Origin of the sequence: Maribacter aquivivus (assembly GCF_900142175.1) — a bacterium.
In the GTDB taxonomy this organism is placed as follows: domain Bacteria; phylum Bacteroidota; class Bacteroidia; order Flavobacteriales; family Flavobacteriaceae; genus Maribacter; species Maribacter aquivivus.
This window is the reverse complement of the sequence record NZ_FQZX01000002.1, coordinates 851,465-872,636: the sequence shown is the minus strand read 5'-3', so window position 1 is coordinate 872,636 and position 21,172 is coordinate 851,465. Positions and strand designations below refer to the sequence as shown.

Annotated in this window: 20 protein-coding genes; 17 read left to right on the top strand and 3 right to left on the bottom strand. The window is 34.6% G+C overall.

Going from position 1 to position 21,172, the window contains the following annotated elements:
* The first annotated feature begins 3 nt into the window (after positions 1 to 3).
* From BUC31_RS14410 to BUC31_RS14330, 17 genes are all read left to right on the top strand, one after another.
* The gene (locus BUC31_RS14410; protein WP_139251975.1) at positions 4 to 1,035 is read left to right on the top strand and encodes a hypothetical protein; all 1,032 of its coding nucleotides are present in this window, start codon (positions 4 to 6) and stop codon (positions 1,033 to 1,035) included.
* Between the two features lie 92 nt (positions 1,036 to 1,127).
* Entirely contained in the window at positions 1,128 to 4,109 is a 2,982-nt protein-coding gene (locus BUC31_RS14405) for a sensor histidine kinase (protein WP_073245364.1), read from the top strand.
* A 6-nt stretch (positions 4,110 to 4,115) separates the two neighbouring features.
* Positions 4,116 to 4,865, top strand: a complete 750-nt coding sequence (locus tag BUC31_RS14400) for a LytR/AlgR family response regulator transcription factor (protein ID WP_073245361.1) — start codon at positions 4,116 to 4,118, stop codon at positions 4,863 to 4,865.
* A gap of 40 nt (positions 4,866 to 4,905) precedes the next feature.
* On the top strand, positions 4,906 to 5,424 hold the full coding sequence (locus tag BUC31_RS14395) for a hypothetical protein (RefSeq protein WP_073245359.1): 519 nt from the start codon (positions 4,906 to 4,908) through the stop codon (positions 5,422 to 5,424).
* A 98-nt stretch (positions 5,425 to 5,522) separates the two neighbouring features.
* Positions 5,523 to 5,912: a hypothetical protein gene (locus BUC31_RS14390; protein WP_073245357.1), complete on the top strand. Its 390-nt coding sequence runs from the start codon at positions 5,523 to 5,525 to the stop codon at positions 5,910 to 5,912.
* 88 nt (positions 5,913 to 6,000) lie between these two features.
* The gene (locus BUC31_RS14385) at positions 6,001 to 6,573 is read left to right on the top strand and encodes a hypothetical protein (protein WP_073245355.1); all 573 of its coding nucleotides are present in this window, start codon (positions 6,001 to 6,003) and stop codon (positions 6,571 to 6,573) included.
* Positions 6,570 to 7,151: a nucleoside monophosphate kinase gene (locus tag BUC31_RS14380; protein ID WP_073245352.1), complete on the top strand. Its 582-nt coding sequence runs from the start codon at positions 6,570 to 6,572 to the stop codon at positions 7,149 to 7,151. The genes BUC31_RS14385 and BUC31_RS14380 overlap by 4 nt, the downstream gene beginning before the upstream one ends.
* A gap of 31 nt (positions 7,152 to 7,182) precedes the next feature.
* Entirely contained in the window at positions 7,183 to 7,839 is a 657-nt protein-coding gene (locus BUC31_RS14375; RefSeq protein WP_139251974.1) for a hypothetical protein, read from the top strand.
* Between the two features lie 95 nt (positions 7,840 to 7,934).
* Positions 7,935 to 8,354 (top strand): hypothetical protein, encoded by a 420-nt coding sequence (locus BUC31_RS14370; RefSeq protein WP_073245347.1) that lies wholly within the window; start codon positions 7,935 to 7,937, stop codon positions 8,352 to 8,354.
* Between the two features lie 336 nt (positions 8,355 to 8,690).
* On the top strand, positions 8,691 to 10,331 hold the full coding sequence (locus tag BUC31_RS14365; RefSeq protein ID WP_073245344.1) for a TldD/PmbA family protein: 1,641 nt from the start codon (positions 8,691 to 8,693) through the stop codon (positions 10,329 to 10,331).
* Between the two features lie 28 nt (positions 10,332 to 10,359).
* Positions 10,360 to 11,676 carry a TldD/PmbA family protein gene (locus BUC31_RS14360; protein ID WP_027067577.1) on the top strand — a complete coding sequence of 439 codons (1,317 nt, stop codon included), beginning with the start codon at positions 10,360 to 10,362 and terminating at the stop codon, positions 11,674 to 11,676.
* Between the two features lie 93 nt (positions 11,677 to 11,769).
* Positions 11,770 to 12,390 carry a DUF4159 domain-containing protein gene (locus BUC31_RS14355; RefSeq protein WP_073245342.1) on the top strand — a complete coding sequence of 207 codons (621 nt, stop codon included), beginning with the start codon at positions 11,770 to 11,772 and terminating at the stop codon, positions 12,388 to 12,390.
* Between the two features lie 10 nt (positions 12,391 to 12,400).
* The gene (locus BUC31_RS14350; RefSeq protein WP_073245979.1) at positions 12,401 to 13,405 is read left to right on the top strand and encodes an AAA family ATPase; all 1,005 of its coding nucleotides are present in this window, start codon (positions 12,401 to 12,403) and stop codon (positions 13,403 to 13,405) included.
* Between the two features lie 95 nt (positions 13,406 to 13,500).
* A complete protein-coding gene (locus BUC31_RS14345; RefSeq protein WP_073245340.1) occupies positions 13,501 to 14,400 on the top strand; it encodes a DUF58 domain-containing protein in 900 nt (299 codons plus the stop codon).
* Position 14,401: 1 nt separating this feature from the next.
* Complete coding sequence (locus BUC31_RS14340; RefSeq protein ID WP_073245338.1) at positions 14,402 to 15,700, top strand: BatA domain-containing protein; 1,299 nt, start codon at positions 14,402 to 14,404, stop codon at positions 15,698 to 15,700.
* 23 nt (positions 15,701 to 15,723) lie between these two features.
* Positions 15,724 to 17,919 (top strand): tryptophan-rich sensory protein, encoded by a 2,196-nt coding sequence (locus tag BUC31_RS14335; RefSeq protein WP_244534054.1) that lies wholly within the window; start codon positions 15,724 to 15,726, stop codon positions 17,917 to 17,919.
* Positions 17,912 to 19,663 (top strand): hypothetical protein, encoded by a 1,752-nt coding sequence (locus BUC31_RS14330; RefSeq protein WP_073245336.1) that lies wholly within the window; start codon positions 17,912 to 17,914, stop codon positions 19,661 to 19,663. Before BUC31_RS14335 ends, BUC31_RS14330 begins: the two co-directional genes overlap by 8 nt.
* A 14-nt stretch (positions 19,664 to 19,677) precedes the next feature.
* Here BUC31_RS14330 and BUC31_RS14325 read toward each other — a convergent pair whose 3' ends face one another.
* The 3 genes from BUC31_RS14325 to BUC31_RS14315 all read right to left on the bottom strand — a co-directional run bounded on the left by BUC31_RS14325 (position 19,678) and on the right by BUC31_RS14315 (position 21,118).
* Complete coding sequence (locus BUC31_RS14325; RefSeq protein ID WP_027067570.1) at positions 19,678 to 20,091, bottom strand: DUF6691 family protein; 414 nt, start codon at positions 20,089 to 20,091, stop codon at positions 19,678 to 19,680.
* 1 nt (position 20,092) lies between these two features.
* Positions 20,093 to 20,653, bottom strand: coding sequence for a YeeE/YedE family protein (locus tag BUC31_RS14320; protein WP_027067569.1), 561 nt, complete (start codon positions 20,651 to 20,653; stop codon positions 20,093 to 20,095).
* A 279-nt stretch (positions 20,654 to 20,932) separates the two neighbouring features.
* Positions 20,933 to 21,118, bottom strand: a complete 186-nt coding sequence (locus BUC31_RS14315) for a YgaP family membrane protein (protein WP_027067568.1) — start codon at positions 21,116 to 21,118, stop codon at positions 20,933 to 20,935.
* Positions 21,119 to 21,172: the final 54 nt, after the last annotated feature.

The window sequence follows — 21,172 nt, the reverse complement described above, 5'->3', positions numbered from 1 at the left end:
GCTATGAATAAGTGTTTAATTATAGTATTGGTTTATGTGCTAATGCTAGGTAGTAAGAAGCCGTTTTCGCAACAGTCGGGAGCGGCACTTGCTTCACCTACCAAAAAAGAAATAGTACAAGAAGCTATTGTTTTTATTGCTGGTTTTGATGAAGGTGTTAACACCTATTACGGCAATGCTAAGCAGTATTTTGAAAAGCAAGGAATGCCAATTGTAGATAGCTTATATGCTATTGATGAGATTGTAAGTTATCTCAATAATGCAGGGGAAAACCAAGTGCGTTTTAAAGAAATACATATTGTAAGTCATAGCAATGCCTGGTTGGGTATGTCTTTAAAGACAACTAAAACAGGAGAGCGAATTACCGTAAGCGCATTGCAAAATGCAGTACAAGATTACAGTATAGAAACAATGTATGATAACACTGCCAGTGGTTCTAAGATTATTTTTCATTCTTGCGGGTTAGGAGAAAATCAACCTTTGCTTCAAGAATTGAAAAATACGTTTAAAGCTTCGCAAGTAATCGCATCGTCCTATTTTAATGTATTCGGTGGTAAATATGCAGATCACTATTTGGCAAAACCCTATTACGGGTATTATCCAACAGCAGAATCTAAAGGACCTGCGCATCTTGCTAAAGAATTTGAACAAGAATACCCTAATGTAAAAATCGATTGGTTTACGGCACTGAAAACAAGACAAGAGTCTTCGTTTGGCAAAGCCTATAGTTTTAAATTTAATATTCCGGTAGATTGGGAGTTTACTTTTGATGCTGTTACCGATATACCTACTTTAGAAGACAAAGAGGCAATAATGGATTGGATTTCAGAATCTCCAGAAATGGCTGAGGTACTGTTTAAATTGAACATTCCGATAGAAAAATTCCGTTGGAGAAGTACTGTCCAGGGAAATAAATTAATAATAAAAGGGAAAACAACTGTACTCTGCGTATTGGCACCTATTTTGCAGGCTGATGATAATAGTGAGTACCAAAACACAAACATTCAAGACCCTATATTATATCAAATATTATAGACATAACAACGTTAGATAATTACTTAAAATAGAATACATATTTGAATCTGCTTAGAACATACGTCTTATTGGTATTTTGTTTCTTTGGAACAATGTACGTAGCTGCTCAAAACAGTCAGCTACGAGCATATACCATTGCAGATGATTTACCACAATCTCAGGTTTATGATGTGCTACAAGATGAAATGGGCTACCTGTGGTTAGGAACCCAGGGTGGCGGATTGGCAAATTTTGATGGAGAAACTTTTGAGGTATGGAATGAAAGTGACGGTTTGCTTTCTAATTACATTGATGCCTTATATACCACAAACGATTCCCTTTTTGTGGGAACCAGAAAAGGACTATCTATAAAAGTCAAAAACAACTTCGTAAATTTTAATTCCCCACAAATTCTTCAATTCTATATTGCTGAAAATGTGTTGTATGTGGGTACTAAAAAAGGACTCTACAGCTACTCTAAAAATAAAGAATTAAGTAAGGTTGCTATCAATGCTGAAATAGATTCTAGCGAAATCAATTCCATACTTTTTGATGGAAATTACTATTGGTTAGCTACAAATAACGGTTTGTGGAAGCTGAATGCATTGAGCAAATCAGCTGCTGAAAAGACTAAGGTTGAGGTAAATAACTTTAAATCTGTCATTCATCATAATAACAAAATACTGGCAGCGACTTTTGACGATGGCGTTTTTATAATGGACAGCGAGAATACTGATAATCAGTTTCTAATGCCAGAGCCATCGCGTATAAATTCAATGTCCATTCAAAATACAGATGAGCTTTGGATAGCCACAGATAATGATGGAATTACAATAGTTGAGACCACTAAATTCTCTGAGCTAAAACGACTAAATAAATCTAGCGGATTAGCAACACCACACATTAGAAAAATCATAAATGATGACAACGGCAACCTTTGGATTGCAACTTCTGGTGGCGGATTCTACAAGTACTTTCAGAATAACTTTAAGCATTATAACCAAAGATCAGGTCTTAAGGGAAATCGCGTATATGCCGTACATAATGCAGCAGACGGGTTATGGTTTTCCACATCAGAAGCTGGCTTAGCAAAAATAGATTCCTCGGGAATTAATTCCTTACCAACTAAGGGTACATTTTTCGATGTTAAGATTAAAACGATTGATAGTGATTCAAAAGGTAATATTTGGGCAGGTTCAGATAATAGGGGATTGCTATTTCGAGAAACTAAAATGGTCGACAGTTTGGTGTTCTCGTCGAGCGAAACTTTTTTAATTCAGATAGATACGGTTTCCGTTGAAAGAACCACCAATCATATTATTGATGAAAGCAAAGGCTTTCCGTCAGATTGGGTGCGTACCGTAATTGCCGATGATGATTTTATATGGGCAGCTACTTATGCTCATGGTATTGTGAAATTTAATTACTATTCTGACAATGACAGCCTGGTGGTTAGAAAAACCTTTTCTAAGCGAAATGGCATTACTGATATGCTGATAAAAGGCATGGTTAAAAGTCCAGATGGTAAGCTGTGGTATTCCACACAAAATGGTCATTTGGGCTATATAGAAAATAATAAGGTGACGAGTATTAAAACTGGTTTGGAGCAGCAAACAGCTATTGGTACAATTTTTTTCCATGAAGAAACTATCTACTTAGGTACTTCTGGTAAAGGTATTTGGTATGCAAATAGTACCAATCCCGTAAATTTTCAACAATTAAAAGGAAGCAAGAATTTATCTTCAAATAACATCTATCAGCTCATTTTTGATGATCAAGGGTATCTGTGGGCAGGCTCAGAAAGGGGAGTCGATAAAATAGAATTGAACAAAGACAACGAAATTGCAGACGTATACCACTTTGGTAGAAATGACGGATTTCTAGGGATAGAAACCTGTTTAAATGCGGTAGATAAAGATGAACAAGGTAATCTATGGTTCGGTGCCATTTATGGGTTGACAAAACATATACCAAGTGAAAGTAAGAAAGCATCGTTACCACCAACGGTATATTTTACGGGAGTAGAGGAGCGATATAAAAATATAGATTCCATAGTTCTAAAAGACTGGACGAATAGTAACAAGGTACTGCAACTAACTCCCGATCAAACGCAACTAGGTTTTTCATTTAGAACGGTAGATGTAGACCACCCAAATGAAATAGAATACAGAACAAAATTAGATGATACCGACTGGAGTCCGTGGGTGAAAGAAAACAAACAGAATTTTGCAGGACTAGCTTATGGTGCGCATACCTTTTCTGCTCAATCTAGAAATTATAGATGGCAAGAAAGCGAGCCAATAAAATTCAGCTTTTTTATTGATAGTCCGTTGTATAAAAAAGACTGGTTTCAATGGTCTGTTTTGGCATTGGCTATTGTAGTGTTATTAGGTATTGGCTTGTTTTACATTCGTAAGATAAAAGCAAAGAACAAAGCAGAACAAGAGCGCTTGAAAACTCAGAATTACCTGCTAACCTTAGAACAGAAAGCATTGCAATTACAGATGAATCCGCATTTTATATTCAATGTCTTAAATGGGGTAAAAGCTATGGCAGGAACAAAACCAGAAAAGATGGATGCGACCATTAATAGCTTTGCCATTCTGCTTAGAGAAACCCTTCAGAATTCAAGAAAGGAGCATATCAGTTTAGATCAAGAGATTAAGGCGCTACGGCATTATATAGAAGTAGAAAAGCTGATGGCACAAAAACCTTTTGAGTATGCCATTGATGTTCAAACCAACCCTGATGCAGAAGAAATTTTAATTCCGCCAATGTTGATTCAGCCTTTTGTAGAGAATGCTATCAGACATGGAATTTTAAAAGGAGATAAGCCAGGTAAACTTACGATTGGGTTTACTACTTCTAAAACACATTTGCATTGCAGTATAATTGACAATGGTTTGGGTATTTTTAAATCGCAAAATGAAAAGCCAAAAACAGACCATCAATCAATGGCATTGACCGTGACCAAAGAACGATTAGAATCAATAGCAGGAAAGAATACCCTGCACATAAGTGAAATTAAGAATGAAGATGGTAGCATTGATGGCACCAAGATTACCTTTAAAATACCATTACTAACAGATTATTAGAAACCTATGCATACAGCGATAATAGTAGAAGACATGATTGACGCTTTAACCCTTTTAAAGAAGGATATAGAGACGCAACATACAGATATTGAAATTATCGCCACAGCACAAAGTGTAGTGGAAGCTGCCAAGGTTTTGCGTAAAAATCAACCAGATATTTTGTTTTTGGATATTATGCTGGGTGATGGTACAGGGTTTGATATTTTAGAGATTTTCCCCGATTTAAAATCCAAGATTATATTTGTAACCGCAAGTGATGAGTTTGCTATACGTGCCTTTAAATTTGCCGCAATCGACTATGTATTAAAACCCTATTCAAACGAAGATTTGAGTTTGGCAATATCTAGAGCAAAAGAGCAATTGCAGCCTAATAAAGAACGACTACAGATTTTAAAGGAGACAATTTCTGCTCCGGAGAAAAAACCCAATAAAATATCGTTACACACGCTAGACCAGATTATCATTGTTAGTTTAGATGATATCATTCGGTGTGAATCTGATAGCAATAACACTATTTTTCATCTTCAAGATAAACGTAAGATATTCGTAACAAAGACTTTAAAGTACTTTGCCGACCTTTTAAGTAGTCACGATTTTGTACGCGTACACCAAAGTCATTTAGTGAATCTTCAATGCATCAGCGCCTATATAAAAACCGATGGTGGTTATTTAATGTTGAAGAACGGAGAGAATGTTCCGGTATCCGTCCGTAAGAAAACCGAGATTATTGAGATTCTGGATAAGATGCATAGGTAGGGGATTTTTAGATAATCATATTTTAAAGTCAGCAACTGTTATGAATCACATTAAATGCTTTTACTTTTTAGTATTCATTTTAGTTTTTCAAAAAGTATGTTCTCAGGATACCTTGGATATAAATGAAGTCTATATTGAAAATGATTTGGTTTATAAATATTCAGACAATGCCCGTTTTACTGGAGTTACTCAGATGAAAAGGAGAAAAAGAGAAGTCTATTTTGAAGAAGTTTATAATGATGGAATAATTTTGTTTGATTATCAATATTTTAAAGGCTCTGACAGAAAACTAATATTCAGAACCGACTATAATCGATATAAGCCTTGGTCAAAAGAAAAGGAGTTTTATTATCCAAAATCAGGTAAGTGGATTCAAATATCAAGTTATGACGAAAACGGGAAAAAGATTTTAGTTGAGCAGTTTGAAAAGAAAAAACTAATCTATAGTTGTCAATATTCTGGTAAGAAGAAAAACGGACAAGAGATTTGCTATGACGAACATGGAAATCAATTGATTTTTCAATATGTGAATGGAAAAATATTGAGGGTAAAAAAATAGAAAGAAAAGTAGATAAAAAGATTACTAAGGTGAAAACAATGCATTTCGCGCAATTTCAATAATCACTGAACGTTAGGTAATTATTACAAACTTCAAAAATGAAGACTTCATCCCAACTTATTTACTTTGGCTTATTTATAACCCTTTTAGGTTTTGGAGATAATTCAGGTAAATTAATACCATCATGGATTACATTTTTAATTGGTGGTTTAGCTTTGTTTTATGGTATTTATTTATACTATAAAGCAGAGAACAAACTTTTCTCACTTAATAACGATTGGAAATTTGATTGGAGAGCATTATCATCTAAAGTATATATTGTTATTGGAATTTTGATTTTAAGGACGGACAGATTTATAGATTATATAAATGAAAATTTTATTTTAGATACACTTCACTCGGTGGTCGGGTTTGCACTAATGCTTTATGGATTAAATCTATTTTTTAAAGAAAAGAGAGAAAAGAAGGGTAGTGGTAATATTGAATAATATTCTGGATAAGATGCATCGGTAGAGGAGATTGAGGAAAAATGATATTTACTTCAAAGTTTGAGCACTTTTAAAATAACTTTTAGAATTGATAGAATCACTTCATTTTATTTCCGAAATACTTAGAGTTGATATAATCATTGCTTTTGGTTTCTATAGTATAGCATTCTTTTTGGTTCGATACTTTTCAAAACATAAAGAGTTTTTAAATGACTTTGATAGAACAGCAATTAAAGTGGTAATATTTTCAGGTATAGTTTTCGGGATATTATGGATTTTTAGACTTTTTATTTCTTACGTAGAAATAGAAAATGAGATGGATAAAATAGCTTTTATTCAAAGATTAACAGGGAAATACTCGTTTGGAATTTGGTTACAGCCACTATTCTGGGTCTTGTTAAGTCAGCTACTATGGTATAAAAGAATAGCTAAAAATTTATTTTCTAGAGTATTACTAAGCCTTATATTTTTGGTATCCTTTGAAATGATGGTTATTATAACAACTTCATTACATCGAGATTATTTACCAAGTGACTGGAGTTTTGGATTGAATATAGGACAGGTAATGATTGGAATAACTGGTAAAGTGTTAGTATTTGTGTTCATTGTATGTATAATACATCTACTGCTTAACTGGAAAAAAAACGAAATGAAAATATGAGAGAATTAGATATACTCTTTGTGGATTGGGGCTTTTCAAAAAATGATATTTCCAAAATTATTTCTGAAACTATGAACCTACAAATATTTAATATTCAAAACATAATTAGAAAAGAGTCTCAGAGTAAAAGTGAAATAGGTGATGAAATACAGAAAATTATAAATAATGAAGAACTTCTTGATGATAAGCTTATCCAAAAATTAATCACCAAAAATCTAAGAGAATCTTCTGAAAATTTATTGTTTATATTTTATCCCAATGTCTTGGAGCAGTTTTATGAATTACAAAAAATTCTTGTTAATGAAAATATAGTCTTAAACAAGATTTGGTTTTTTAGGCATAAAGACTACTTGGAATTTATGAAACATCATTTCGAGTTTCCAATCAATAAAAAGTACCTAGATAAATTCGGTAATAAGTTAGCGGACGAATGGATAAACATGTTTCAAAAAAGAAGAGAAAATATAAATATCATTAAAGGTGTTGCTACATCGGTGGAATGGATGGAGATTGAATTGGATTATTTATCTCTTTTAAATTCTGAATACATAAATAAGCGAATAAAAGAACGTATTTAACATGTACTCATCTAGAATCTTATCCTTGATTATGAAAAAACAGTTTCTGTTTTCGATTTTTGTATTTATTTCTATGCAACTATTTGCGCAAGATACTTTGGTTTTCTCTCAGGAAAATTCTTCGATGTTTAGTAACAGGTATTTTTTAAATCCAGAATCAAAAACTTTTGAGCATAAGTATAACACTGATGACGGACAACTTTGGTATGGCGAAGGAAATTATGAAATAAAAAGAAATAGATTATTCTTACGTTTCGGAGATTCTGAAAAGGCAATCAAAAGTGATAATCAAATTACCAAAATTTATGATCGCGTAAATAAAACTGACACTTTGATTGTTCAAATTATTGATACACAAGAAGATTTTGCATTTGTACATATTAAATACAACGAAGAGTATTTTTATGGAGATTTAGATAACGGATTAGTGAAAATTCCAAAAAGTAAATTTAAAGATATAGAAAATCCGATAGTACAGACTTCTCTTCAAGGTTCACTCATATCTATAGAATTGACTGAAATTTCAGAATTGAATTTTATAAAAATCACAGGTATTGATATTAATACGATATATCATTTTGAATCAAATTTCAAACGAAATTTATCTTTCAAAAAGAATAAATTAAAATCGAAAGATTTTTATAATACATCAAAAAAAAAGAAAGTAATATTTATAGTTGAAGAATAAAAAAGGCATTGTTATTCTGTAGATTCGAGATTATTGATATTTCATTTAATATGTACTGAAAGGTGGGGTGATATCAAACCATTATTTAAATCACTATGAGAAAATTTTTTAAAATCACTTTATTACTGATTTCTCAATTGGTTTTTTCTCAAGTCGATACAGAACACGCAAAGGAGACTGGCAAATACTTTGTTTACAAGGACTGTAAAGACTTATTAAATAATTGGGGTAATAATTCATGTTCGAAGAGGAAGATAACAACCTATATTTTTAAATACTTTGATTGGGAACAAATAGAAAATAAAGAGTTAGAATATAATATTTGGTTTAAATTTTACTTTGATGAAGATGGATTAGTCTCAAATTATGAAATTCAGACCGATGAAGAAATTATAAAATCTCAAATTATTAAAATTTTAGATTCAATGCTATCTGATTTTAAGCTAATAAACGCTAATAGTGAACCAATATCTGGACATTTTGGTTTTCCTTGTCGTGTAAGTTTGACAAAATAGTATTTCGCACCAATCCCAAATCCTTCTAAATATTCAATAACAATTATTCTTCTCAATCCTTCCGAAGAACAGAAAATCACCCCCCTATTTTTCCATTATTCCCAAAAACATCACTTTCCGTTATATTTTATGTTAAGGTTAACATAATTGTTACAAAACCCTGTCTATTTTTAGAGGACTAGAATTTATGGTGTAGTATACGCTTCTCAACTTCTGGTAAATTTTTGATTTTCATTTCACAAAACGAGAACCAAAACTATACATAATGAACTCACTATATATGTTATTCTTTGGGGTTGCATATTAGATTATAAAGAACCAATTTAAAACTAACACATGAAAAGAAGAGATTTTGTACAGTACGCCGGGCTGGGTGCCGGAGCTTTAATGATGCCTTCATTATTGCTAGGTAATGATATCCCGACGGAAGCTTTACTAGAACCAGGAATGGATGTCTTGATTAAAAAGAACATGGCAGATGTTGCCCTAAATACAGCCAAGTCTTTAGGTGCTACATATGCAGATGCAAGAATTGGTAGATACTTAAACCAGTATGTGTTTACTAGAGAAGATAAAGTACAAAATGTAGTGAATACAGAATCTTTTGGTATTGGTATTCGTGTAATAGCTAATGGCACTTGGGGATTCGCATCAACAAATAGTGTTACTGCAGACGGAATTAAAAAGGCAACAGAGCAGGCAGTTGCTATTGCAAAAGCAAATTCAAAAATTCAAAAAGATCCAGTTAAACTAGCCCCTGTAAATGCATACGGTGAGGTTTCTTGGAAAACACCTATAAAAAAGAATTTCAAAGAGGTACCGGTTTCAGAAAAAGTAGATTTATTGTTAACTGCAAACGCAGCTGCATTGGACAATGGTGCTGATTATGTTAACTCTGCTTTATTCATGGTTAATGAGCAGAAGTATTTTGCTTCTACAGACGGTTCTTATATTGATCAAGATATTCACCGATTATGGCCTACGTTTAGAGTGACTGCTATTGATAAAGCTAAAGGAAACTTTAAGACTAGAGAGAACATGAGTGCTCCTGTAGGTATGGGCTATGAATATATGGATGGCTTAGAATCTGAAAAATTAGAAGGACCAGCAGGTCTACGTTTATATAGAAATAGCTATGATATGGTAGAAGATGCTACCATTGCGGCAAAACAGGCTAAAGAGAAATTAACTGCTAAATCGGTTGATGCCGGTAAGTATGATTTGGTTTTAGAGCCTAATCACTTAGGACTAACAATTCACGAATCTGTAGGTCACCCATTAGAGTTAGATCGTGTATTAGGTTATGAAGCTAATTACGCAGGAACAAGTTTTGCATCTTTAGATAAATTAAAATCTGGAAACTTCCAGTACGGTAGTGATGTAGTAAATCTTGTTGCCGATAAAACTCAAGTAGGTTCTTTAGGTGCTGTTGGGTATGATGATGAAGGCGTGAAAACGAAGAAATGGGATTTAGTACGTAATGGTGTACTAACAAATTTCCAAGCCATACGTGATCAAGTTCATATGATCGATCAAAATGAATCTCATGGTTGTTGCTATGCTCAAAGTTGGGACGATGTTCAGTTTCAACGTATGCCAAATGTATCATTAGAACCAGGAAAGGATAAATATTCTATTTCTGAAATGATTAAAGATGTAGAAAAAGGAATTTACATAGCAGGTCGTGGATCTTATTCTATTGATCAACAACGATACAATTTCCAATTTGGTGGTACAGTGTTTTATGAAATTAAGGATGGTGAAATTGTTGGGATGCTAGAAGATGTAGCGTACCAATCTAATACTCAAGAGTTCTGGAATTCTTGTGTTAAGATTTGCGATGAAAGCGATTACCGTTTGTTTGGAACTTTCTTTGACGGTAAGGGTCAGCCTTCACAATCTAGTGCTGTGTCTCACGGTAGTTCTACCGCTAGGTTCAATGATGTAAACGTAATTAACACAGGTAGAACTATTTAATTAGGGATACTCTTAAAACAGAACAACAATGGCAATTTATACAAAAGAAGAAGCAAGAAAAATATTGGAGAAAGCATTGAGCTTTTCCAAAGCCGATACCTGTGAGATTAATTTAAGCGGTTATAATAGCGGTAATATTAGATATGCACGTAATACGGTATCAACATCAGGTTTTAGTTCCAATCAAAGTTTGGCTGTACAGTCTAGCTTTGGTAAAAAATCTGGTACGGCAACTATTGACGAATTCGATGATGCATCGTTAGAAAAAGTGGTAAGAAGAGCTGAGGAATTGGCAAACCTTTCACCAGAGAATCCAGAATTTATGGAGCCTTTGGGTCCACAGATGTACGATGAATCTATTAGTTTTAGTGAAGCAACAGCTAACATAACCCCAGAATACAGGGCAGAAGTAGCTAGTAGTAGTATTGTTCCAGCAGATGCAAAAGATGTAACTGCAGCAGGATTTTTAAATGATTCTGCCGGTTTTAGTGCTATGATCAATTCAAAAGGATTGTTCGCATATAATCAATCTACCGATGTAGATTTTACAGTAACCATGCGTACTAATGATGGTACAGGTTCTGGTTGGGTTTCTAGAGATTTTAATGATGTAACAAAATTTGATGCTGACGAAGCTGCTAAAACTGCGATTGACAAGGCGGTATTGTCTAGAGAGGCAAAAGCTATTGAACCAGGTAAATACACGGTTATTTTAGAACCTGCTGCTTCTTCAGATTTGTTACGTAATATGTTTAGGTCTTTAGATGCACGTTCTGCAGATGAGGGTAGAAGTTTTATGTCTGGTAAAGATGGAGCTAATAAATTAGGAGAAAAGATTGTAGATGAGCGTGTAAATATTTGGTCAGACCCACTGAATCCAGAAGTGCCGACAGCTACTTGGAATGGAGAAGGACAACCGCTAAAGAAAACAACTTGGTTAGAAAATGGAGCGGTTAAAAATTTAGCTTACGATCGTTTTTGGGCAAAAGAAAAAGGAGTTGATCCTGTTCCTTTCCCAACCAATGTTATCATGGCTGGTGGTGATGCTAGTTTAGAAGATCTAATCAAGAGTACTAAAAAAGGAATTCTAGTAACTAGACTTTGGTACATAAGGAGCGTAGATCCACAAACCTTACTGTATACAGGACTAACTAGAGATGGAACGTTCTATATCGAAAACGGAAAAATTAAATATCCTGTAAAAAACTTCAGGTTTAATGAGAGTCCTATAATCATGTTAAACAATTTAGAAACGCTTGGTAAACAGGTGCGTATCAATGGTAATTTAATACCATATATGAAAGTTCGCGACTTTACGTTCACCAGTCTTTCTGATGCGGTATAGGTGATAGAATTATAATTAAAACTGGTTGTTTGTGAAACTTCACGACAACCAGTTTTCTTTTTGCAGCTTCATTATAAAATAAGCCATACACTTTTGAACAACGAATTTTTCTTTACTAGGTTACAGTATGAATCCGGCGATTGGGATGTAGATCAGCGTATGCCTTCCAACTTGTTGAATTCTTTGGTTGAGTATACTACTTTGAAAGTAAATACTCAAGAAAAGATAATAACCTTGGCAAGCGATGATATTTTCAAGAGTCCGTTTTGTTATATCTCCGGACATAAATTGGTGGAGTTTACCAAGAAGGAAAAAGAGAATTTCGAAAAATATGTTCGCAATGGCGGTTTCGTATTTGCCGATGATTGCAATCATGATATTGATGGTCTTTTTGCAAAGTCTTTTGAAAGGCAGATGGAGGAAATATTTGGTCCGTCCGAATTAAAAAAGATACCCAACGATCACGAAATCTATTCTATTTTCTTCGATTTTGAAGACGGTCCGCCCACCACATCACAAGAGCTGAACGGCTGGGGCGATGATTTGGTCCATGATTATTTAAAGGCAATAGAAGTTAACGGTAGAATAGGAGTCTTATATAGTAATAAGGATTATGGTTGCGAGTGGGATTATGATTTTAGAAACAAGCGTTGGTATAAAATAGACAATACACGGTTTGGGGTCAACATAGTATTATATGCCCTTACCTCATAAACAGATTTTAATGGATAAAGAATTACAGCGCATAGCAGATGAGGTAGAAATGCTTTCAGGTAAGTTGAAAGCCTTAAAACAAGAAATAGGAAAAGTAATTATAGGTCAAGAAGAGACAGTCTCTCAATTACTAATTACATTTTTGGCTGGTGGTCATGCTTTGTTAGAAGGTGTACCTGGCTTGGCAAAAACCTTAATGATCAGAACTTTGGCGAATGCCATCGATTTAAAGTTTAAGCGTATTCAGTTTACGCCAGATTTAATGCCTTCGGATATTATTGGGACAGAGATTTTAGAAGAAGACCATACCACGGGCAAAAAGTTCTTTAAATTCAATAAGGGTCCTATTTTTTCCAATATTATTTTGGCTGATGAAATTAACCGTACACCACCAAAAACACAGGCAGCGTTATTAGAGGCAATGCAAGAATTTGAAGTAACCTATGGCGATAAAACGTATCCCTTAGATAAACCGTTCTTTATTCTAGCAACTCAAAACCCTATAGAACAATCAGGAACCTTTGTATTACCAGAAGCACAACAAGATCGTTTTTTACTGTATATCAAAATAGGATATCCAACCAAGCAAGATGAAGAAGCAATCTTAAAAGCTACTACAGGAACCTTTAAAAAGAAACTGAATAAAGTAATTTCTGGAGAAGATATAGTGCGTTTACAACAGCTTGTTCGTGAAATTTCTATAAGCGATGCACTCATCACTTTTGTAAGTGATATCATTCGCGCTACTCGACCGGAAACTACAACAGATTCTTATGTGAAAGACTGGGTAGATTGGGGAGCGGGTCCGCGTGCAGGTCAAGCTATGATCTTAACGGCAAAGGCTAACGCTCTATTAGAAGGTAGGTTAGCGGTAACCTTAAATGATATTAAAAGTGTGGCATTGCCAGTACTTCGCCATAGGGTGTTGGTCAATTTTAGAGCAGAAGCAGAAGGTATTACTTCAGATAAAGTTGCTAGTCATTTATTAAATACTATAGAAGTAAAAGGTAAATAAACAACATAGGGGCAAGCCCGAAGGGTACTGAATTATAAATCTAATTTTGATTTCGGCGAAAGCATAAAATCAATCAAATCTCGATTATCAGGTAAATGGCAAAACAAGACTATCACGATTTATTAAAACCAGAAATCATCAATACCGTTTCGGGACTATCATTGATATCCAGAATTGTGGTTGAGGGGTTTACTTCTGGATTAAATAGAAGTGCCAGTGTTGGTCCGGGAATGGAGTTTAGTCAATACCGTGGCTATGAACCAGGAGATGATCTACGGTTGCTAGATTGGAAAATGTTGGCGCGTTCCGGTAGATATTATATCAAGCAATCTGAAATTGAAAGTCAGGTAATCATAAAATTCATCGTAGATGCCAGCGCATCGATGTTACATAAAGAAGATACCTTGTCTAAAATGGATTTTACCCGTGTACTAATAGCTACATTAGCTTACATGGCACAAAAGCAGGGTGATTCTGTTGGTCTTTTCGCACTCAATGAAAATGATGTGGTCAGTATTTACCCTAAGGCAGATAAAAAGCATTACAATCGCTTATTGCTAGAACTCATCAACCTTTCAAATACTGGTAAATGGCCAGAAACCCATATTTCAAATAAACGCATACCAAATAGAGGGGGAAAAGAATTGATATTTTTCTTGACGGATATGTATGAAACGGGTGAGGAGATTTCAAAGTTTATTAAAGGATTAAAATCTGCGAGAAATGAAGTGGTCGTACTTCAAATTATGGGCTCTGCAGAAATGGATTTCGATTACGGTTCGAATATCACTTTTGAAGATTTGGAAACAGGAGCACGAGTAAAAGTAGATACCGAAAAATCTAAAACAGAATATTTGGCTGCTCTTGAAAGCAGATTGAAAAAGGTCAAAGACGAATTGCTTTCGAACGGAATTGATCATTATGTCTTTCGTATGGATGCACATTTGGGTGAAGCATTACAATTATTTTTAAAACAACGTAAAAGACTCGGTTAATATGTCATTCGCACAACCTTCGTATTTATGGGCTTTATTGGGACTTTTAGTTCCAATAGCTATCCATTTATGGAGTAAGAAAGAAGCGAAAACTATAAAGATTGGTAGCGTGCAATTGTTATCAGAATCAAAATCGAGACAATCCAGCAGCATTCAATTAAACGAATGGTGGTTGTTGCTATTGCGTATGGCGATTATTTCGCTGATTACTTTGGTCATGGCAAAACCGCAATGGCAATCCAAAGTGAACAACAGCAAACTGACTTATATTGTTGAACCTGAATTTGCAAAGAATGAAAAATTCATGGCTCGTTTTAATGATTTGCAGGCAGATCAAGAAATAAGACTTTTACAATCAGGGTTACCCATAAACAATATTGAATATACTAATTCAGAAGATTTTAGAAGTGCAGATTACTGGTCGCTAGCATCAGAAATGGATGCTTTACAAACAGATAGTATTATTGTTTTTAGCAACGGATATGCAAAAGGACTAAAAGGAGCTAGACCCGAAACGAATCATGATATCAACTGGATTGTTTTGGATTCGACACAAATTGTTGAGATGCCTTTATTAGCATATCAGAAAGAGAAAAATATAATATTATTTACAGCCAATAACAGTCCGGTAGCTTCAAAAATAGCAACGAAGAATATTGAATTAGGAGATGTATACCAATTGACATCTAATGGCGATAGTTTACAGGTTTTAAGTTCAAACTCAAATTCAACAAAAATCCCTTTAATTCAACAACCTGCTCTAGAAGTTTCTTTGATTTATGCAGATAGTCTAAGTGCCGATAAAAGGTATATAACAGCAGCATTGGCAGCTTTATCAACGTATTTGAATAGAGAAATAAAAGTCGAAAGTTCCTTAGATAACGAAGTATTGAAGAATAAAGAAAGTGATCTAACGATTTGGTTGAGTACTAAACCTGCTTTAGTTTCAGCTCGAAAAAAACTTGTATTTAAGAACGACACCATTTCTAATGCGCTGATAATAAAAGGGGAAGATGAAAATACATTTTATATAACAGAAAGAATAACCACAGAAAATGCGGTATCTGGGAGATTAACAGAGAACCTACTTAGTATTTTAGATGTCAATAAAGAAGTGAAAGAGCTACAGGCTAAAGCAGATATTCGCTCAGTCACAGAAGCAGACTTAAAAACTAATTTCATAGAAAATAAAGCATCTAAAACTCACAAAGCCAGCTGGAGTTTGAATCCGTATTTATGGGTTGTTCTTTTGGTGTTATTAATTGTAGAACGCTTTGTAGCTTATAAACGAACACAGTAATGGAATCAGGAAAACTACACTTGATGAAATTTCACAGGCGTTGGCAAATCTTGTCATACGCAGAAGCTGTTTTGTATGCTGTTGGCATTGTCGTTCTTTTCTATTTAGTATCTAAAAATCTATGGGTTGGTATTTTAAGCTTTGTAGTTTCAATGGTTATAATTCTAGTAATAAAGAAGCCTTGGAAACATAGTTTAGCTACCACGGGCAATTATATAGATACACATATAGATGAGGCGTCTTTTAGTACAGGTTTGTTACTACAACCAGAAGATTCATTATCGAATCTTGCCAAGTTACAACGCTATAAAGTATCTGAAGAGCTTACTAAAAGACTTGGTGCTATACAACCGCCAAACAAATTGAAACAGGCGGTACTAGTTATGCTAGGGTTGGTATTACTTGGAGTTGTGGTTCAGAAATTAGACTTGTTTAAAAGCGTAGAAAGTGTTTTAAGAAATTCTGCTAATGAAACACAAATTCAGTTTGTCGCAACTGATAGTATTAGTGATAAGTCCGTCATTCCAAAAATTTTCAGTCAAGATATTAGTGTTACATATCCGTCTTATACACGAAAAGGAACCATTGTGGTAAGCAACCCAAATATTAAGGCAATTGCTGGCGCTACGGTTCAGTGGTTGTTGGAATTTGATAATCCTGTTCAAGAGGTCTACCTAGACCGAATGGGGGAACTAATTCCGTTGCAAAAAGGCGAAAAGGGGTATCGTATACAGCAAGTAGTATCAGAATCAGGCTTCTACAATTTTAAATTTAAGAATGAAGAAGGCATTGAATTTACGTCAGATTTATTCTCGTTGGAAGCAATACCCGATAATCCGCCAGAAATTGAGATTTTAGGATTAGAACAATACACCTATTTTGATTTTTCAGATACAAAGATTGTCGAACTACAAAGTGCAATTACGGATGATTACGGAATTGACGAAGCCTATATCATAGCCACCGTGAGTAAGGGATCGGGAGAATCGGTGAAGTTTAGGGAAGAGAAATTGAATTTCAAGGAAACTATTTCGAAAGGTGTAAAATCGGTGAAGGCTACGAAAACACTAGATTTAAATGCCTTAAAGATGGAATTGGGTGACGAGCTCTATTTTTACATTGAAGCCTTTGATGAAAAACAACCCAAGCGAAATGTGGCGCGTAGCGAAACGTATTTCGCAGTTATAAAAGATACCGTGAGTGAGCAATTTGGCGTAGAAGGGACTTTGGGCGTTGACCAAATGCCCGATTATTTTAGAAGTCAACGCCAGCTGATTATTGATACCGAGAAGTTAATAAAAGATAAGCCAAGCATTACAAGCAAAGAATTTAAGTCCAGAAGTAATGAACTGGGGTTTGACCAAAAAGCACTGCGTTTGAAGTATGGTCAGTTTATGGGAGATGAATCTGAAATGGAAGAAGCTCCGGCTGAGATCAAAAGTGATGAACAAGGTGAGGATCATGATCATGCTGAAGATCAAGAAAATATCTTAAAAGAATATTCGCACGACCATGATGGTGATAATGAGCATAATTTGGTTGCGGCTGAAAAAGCAGAAGAGGCAGAAGACCCTTTGCACGACTACCTTCATAATCATGATGACCCAGAAGAATCTACCTTATTTGAAGAATCGTTGAAGACAAAATTGCGAAAAGCTTTGAATATCATGTGGGATGCCGAATTGCATTTACGATTAAATGAACCAGAAAAATCATTGCCATTTCAATATGATGCACTGACCCTTATTCAAGAAATAAAAAACAGTGCCCGTATTTATGTACATAGAATTGGTTTTGACCCACCGCCAATTAAAGAAGAAAATAGGCTTACTGGCACTATAAAGGATATTGAGAATTATCGAAAGAACGAAACCAAAGAGGTGGAAAATCCTTTTGAAGCATTAGAGAATGCTGTTGCTCGTTTAGAACAGTTAATACAGCAAGAAAGCACTTTTAATGAGGCTGATAATGCACTTTTCACTGCTGCAGGCAATGAATTGGGGCAATTAGCAATAGTTAACCCAAGTAAGTATTTACAAGTCTTACAAGGCTTAAAACGTATTGAGAATAATACGGGGCGAACAATGAATAATTATAAATTCGTTCAAAAGGGATTGTTATCAGCATTACCGAAAACACCGCAAATACCAGGAGCTAAAAAAGAGTATATAGACGAAATCAATTCATTGTTTCTTAAACAACTAGAGGTGTATGATTGATGGTTTCTCATTTTTACAAAAAGAGCTTATAATCCCCATCTTACTTTGCGGATTAGTAGTTTTTAATATTTATGTTTGGAAAGAATGGCAAACAAAACAAAGGGGTCGTTTTGTTGTAAATTCTATTGTGGCTTTGATAACAATCTTGGCATTGGGTATATTAATTCTAGAGCCCACAAAAGAAGTTGAGATTAATGATAGTCAGGCATTAGTGCTGACCGATAATTATAATGCCGTAGTAAAAGACAGTCTTTTAAATTATTATAAGGGTATAAAGGTTTTAGATTATAATCCTGTAAAATTGATTCGTAAAGAGCTTGATTCCCTTACCAATGTTATTGTACTTGGTGATGGTATTGAGCCGTATGATTTTTATTTGTTCGATAGTATTCCCACAACCTATATTCCAAATGCTGCGCCAATGGGAGTTACAAGATTGAACTATACAGAACAACTTGTATTGGGATGTGAATTAAAGGTTTCAGGTAGTTATTCAACTCCTATAGAAAAGTCATTTTTAGTACTACAAGATTCAAGAAGTAACGGGTTAGATTCTATTCAGCTTATTGAAAATAAGAATGTAGATTTTAACCTAACTACTCGTCCAAAAGTAGCTGGAGCTTATGTTTATCAATTAGCGGTTAAAGATAGTGTTGGCGTTATTTTAGAAACGAATCCGATTCCAATAAAAGTGCTAAAAAAAGAACCATTACGTGTTCTGATCTTAAATACCTTCCCCACGTTTGAGACAAAATATCTGAAGAATTTCTTGGCGGAATCTGGACATGAAGTCATTGTTAGAAGTCAATTGACAAAAGGAAAATATAAGTTTGAATACTTTAATACGCCAACACAACCGGTTTATCAATTTACTGATGTGGTATTGCAAAATTTTGACATCGTGATTACAGATTCCGAAACGTATATGAGTTTAGGGAAATCAGTCAAATCTAGATTTGAAAAGAGTATAGCAGAGCATGGTTTAGGACTATTTATTCAGCCAAGTGATTTCCTTTTTAATACCCGAAGCAGCGATGCCTATTTCAAATTTAAACGTGATAGGATTAACACTGTGAAATTACCTACTTCTGCTGCAGAAACAGAAAAGTACCCGTATCAGTTTGATGAACAATTATCAGTAGAGCCCATTGATTTAGACGGAGTATCAAACCTTGCTGCGTATCGACAAATGGGTAATGGAAAAATTGCAACCACATCACTATTAAATAGTTATCAGCTTTTGTTGAATGGAGAAAGTGAAGTATACCATGATGTATGGACCACCATTTTAGATAAGATTGCAAAGAAGAAAGGGCAGGCAGTTTCATGGGAATCCAATACTAAAATTCCAAGAAAAGATGAGCCATTTCATTTTGAAGTTCAAACAAACTTAGAGGAGTTCAATATTATAAATGAAGATAGTATTTCGGTATCACTTATTCAAATGGCATTACTGCCAAGTCACTATTCAGGCACTGTTTATCCGAAGAAAACAGGGTGGAATACATTAAAAGTTGAAAATGATAGTACAGACTTTTCATATTATGTATTTGAAAAGAATGATTGGAAAGCTTTAACTAGTACCACGAACATAGCAGCTAATAAAAAACAGTTCTCAAAAAAAACTCAAAAAAACAGGACGGTTGTTGTGGACCGTCCTGTTTCTCAATTTTTGTTTTATATCCTCTTTCTGTTAGGGGTAGGGTGGTTGTGGCTTTCACCAAAGCTATCCGCCGAAGGCTAAACCACTTTATTAAGTTAGTGGGGTAATTTATTTTTTACTAATCCGTACACGAAAGTGCCTAAAAGCGCTCCACCAATAACAACAAGAATAGAGGAGTAGCCTGCACCAACAAGCACATACATTGGTCCGGGGCAAGCACCTGCCAACGCCCAGCCTAATCCGAAAATAATACCGCCAATTAAATAACGGGCAACACTTTTGGTCTTTGGATGTAAATTCATCTCATTACCACCAATCGCCTTAATCTTATATTTTTTGATGATTTGAACACCAATGACACCGATAACAAGTGCAGAGCCTATGATACCATACATGTGGAAAGATCCAAATTGAAACATCTCATAAATGCGAAACCACGATGCTGCTTCAGATTTATACATGATGATACCGAAAAAGATACCTATGGTTAAATAACTTATATATTTCATATTAACTGAATATTAGGGGGAATAAAAGGTGAATCATAACCAAGCCACCAATAAAGAAACCAATTACGGCAATAAGTGAGGGTAGTTGTAAATTACTGAGTCCAGATATGGCATGACCACTGGTGCAACCACCGGCATAACGAGCACCAAAGCCCACCATGAATCCGCCAATAATTAAAATTGCCAATACAAATGGGTCTGTAAGATGTTCAGAAGCAAAAAGTTCAGTTGGTAAATAAGCTTCTCCGGCACTTTCAATTCCGTAATCGGTAGAAAGTTGTTGAGCAACTTCAGGATTAATTTTCACTGTATTATCAGACATAAATTGGGAAGCGATAAAGCCGCCAATTACAGCACCAACTACAACAACCAAATTCCACCGTTGAGCTCGCCAATCAAACTTGAAGAAATCTGAGTATTTGCCAGCACCACCAATAGAACACATGGTTCTAAGGTTAGAAGACATTCCAAATTGTTTTCCTACATAAAGTAGAATAAACATCGTTAGGGCAATTAAAGGTCCGGCCACATACCATGGCCATGGGTCATATAGTAAATTCATTATCTATTTAATTCAAGTTCAAAACCGCTAAAGAAAGCGCAAAGAAAATCATTCTTATGTAACCTTGGTTACATAAGAATGACATTAACTTAAATGAATTACTATTTTCTGAATTAGAGACCTAATTGCGATAGGAACTTTAGGTAGTGTAAAATTCTGAAATTCGGTATGTTATGAGTAAATGATGAGCTGCTTTTTTATTTTTTTAATGATAAGACCAGCTTTACAAGTTTAACACAGTATCAATCATGTTTCAAATCACATGAATTAAATATTCCACTAATTTTTAATTCCGAATTTTTTAAGAATAGTCTCTAATAAGCACCATTTCGTAAAAGCCGACTGTATAATATTTACACCTATAAAAACGGTGAACCATAGCCAGTTGATATTTACATAGACAGCTAATACAACACTCAATAAAACCATTGTACCTACTATAACTCTAAAATATGTGTTTAACATGTTATTCTATTTTTAGAAGAATCAACAACACCACTAAAGTGTTGTTGATTCCTG

What these genes read in the sequence shown, in the direction of transcription:
- BUC31_RS14410 (WP_139251975.1), top strand. Translation starts at nt 4, where the DNA reads ATGAATAAGTGTTTAATTATAGTATTGGTTTATGTGCTAATGCTAGGT.
- BUC31_RS14405 (WP_073245364.1), top strand. Translation starts at nt 1,128, where the DNA reads ATGTACGTAGCTGCTCAAAACAGTCAGCTACGAGCATATACCATTGCA.
- BUC31_RS14400 (WP_073245361.1), top strand. Translation starts at nt 4,116, where the DNA reads ATGCATACAGCGATAATAGTAGAAGACATGATTGACGCTTTAACCCTT.
- BUC31_RS14395 (WP_073245359.1), top strand. Translation starts at nt 4,906, where the DNA reads ATGAATCACATTAAATGCTTTTACTTTTTAGTATTCATTTTAGTTTTT.
- BUC31_RS14390 (WP_073245357.1), top strand. Translation starts at nt 5,523, where the DNA reads ATGAAGACTTCATCCCAACTTATTTACTTTGGCTTATTTATAACCCTT.
- BUC31_RS14380 (WP_073245352.1), top strand. Translation starts at nt 6,570, where the DNA reads ATGAGAGAATTAGATATACTCTTTGTGGATTGGGGCTTTTCAAAAAAT.
- BUC31_RS14375 (WP_139251974.1), top strand. Translation starts at nt 7,183, where the DNA reads ATGAAAAAACAGTTTCTGTTTTCGATTTTTGTATTTATTTCTATGCAA.
- BUC31_RS14370 (WP_073245347.1), top strand. Translation starts at nt 7,935, where the DNA reads ATGAGAAAATTTTTTAAAATCACTTTATTACTGATTTCTCAATTGGTT.
- BUC31_RS14365 (WP_073245344.1), top strand. Translation starts at nt 8,691, where the DNA reads ATGAAAAGAAGAGATTTTGTACAGTACGCCGGGCTGGGTGCCGGAGCT.
- BUC31_RS14360 (WP_027067577.1), top strand. Translation starts at nt 10,360, where the DNA reads ATGGCAATTTATACAAAAGAAGAAGCAAGAAAAATATTGGAGAAAGCA.
- BUC31_RS14350 (WP_073245979.1), top strand. Translation starts at nt 12,401, where the DNA reads ATGGATAAAGAATTACAGCGCATAGCAGATGAGGTAGAAATGCTTTCA.
- BUC31_RS14345 (WP_073245340.1), top strand. Translation starts at nt 13,501, where the DNA reads ATGGCAAAACAAGACTATCACGATTTATTAAAACCAGAAATCATCAAT.
- BUC31_RS14340 (WP_073245338.1), top strand. Translation starts at nt 14,402, where the DNA reads ATGTCATTCGCACAACCTTCGTATTTATGGGCTTTATTGGGACTTTTA.
- BUC31_RS14335 (WP_244534054.1), top strand. Translation starts at nt 15,724, where the DNA reads ATGAAATTTCACAGGCGTTGGCAAATCTTGTCATACGCAGAAGCTGTT.
- BUC31_RS14330 (WP_073245336.1), top strand. Translation starts at nt 17,912, where the DNA reads ATGATTGATGGTTTCTCATTTTTACAAAAAGAGCTTATAATCCCCATC.
- BUC31_RS14325 (WP_027067570.1), bottom strand. Translation starts at nt 20,091, where the DNA reads ATGAAATATATAAGTTATTTAACCATAGGTATCTTTTTCGGTATCATC.
- BUC31_RS14320 (WP_027067569.1), bottom strand. Translation starts at nt 20,653, where the DNA reads ATGAATTTACTATATGACCCATGGCCATGGTATGTGGCCGGACCTTTA.
- BUC31_RS14315 (WP_027067568.1), bottom strand. Translation starts at nt 21,118, where the DNA reads ATGTTAAACACATATTTTAGAGTTATAGTAGGTACAATGGTTTTATTG.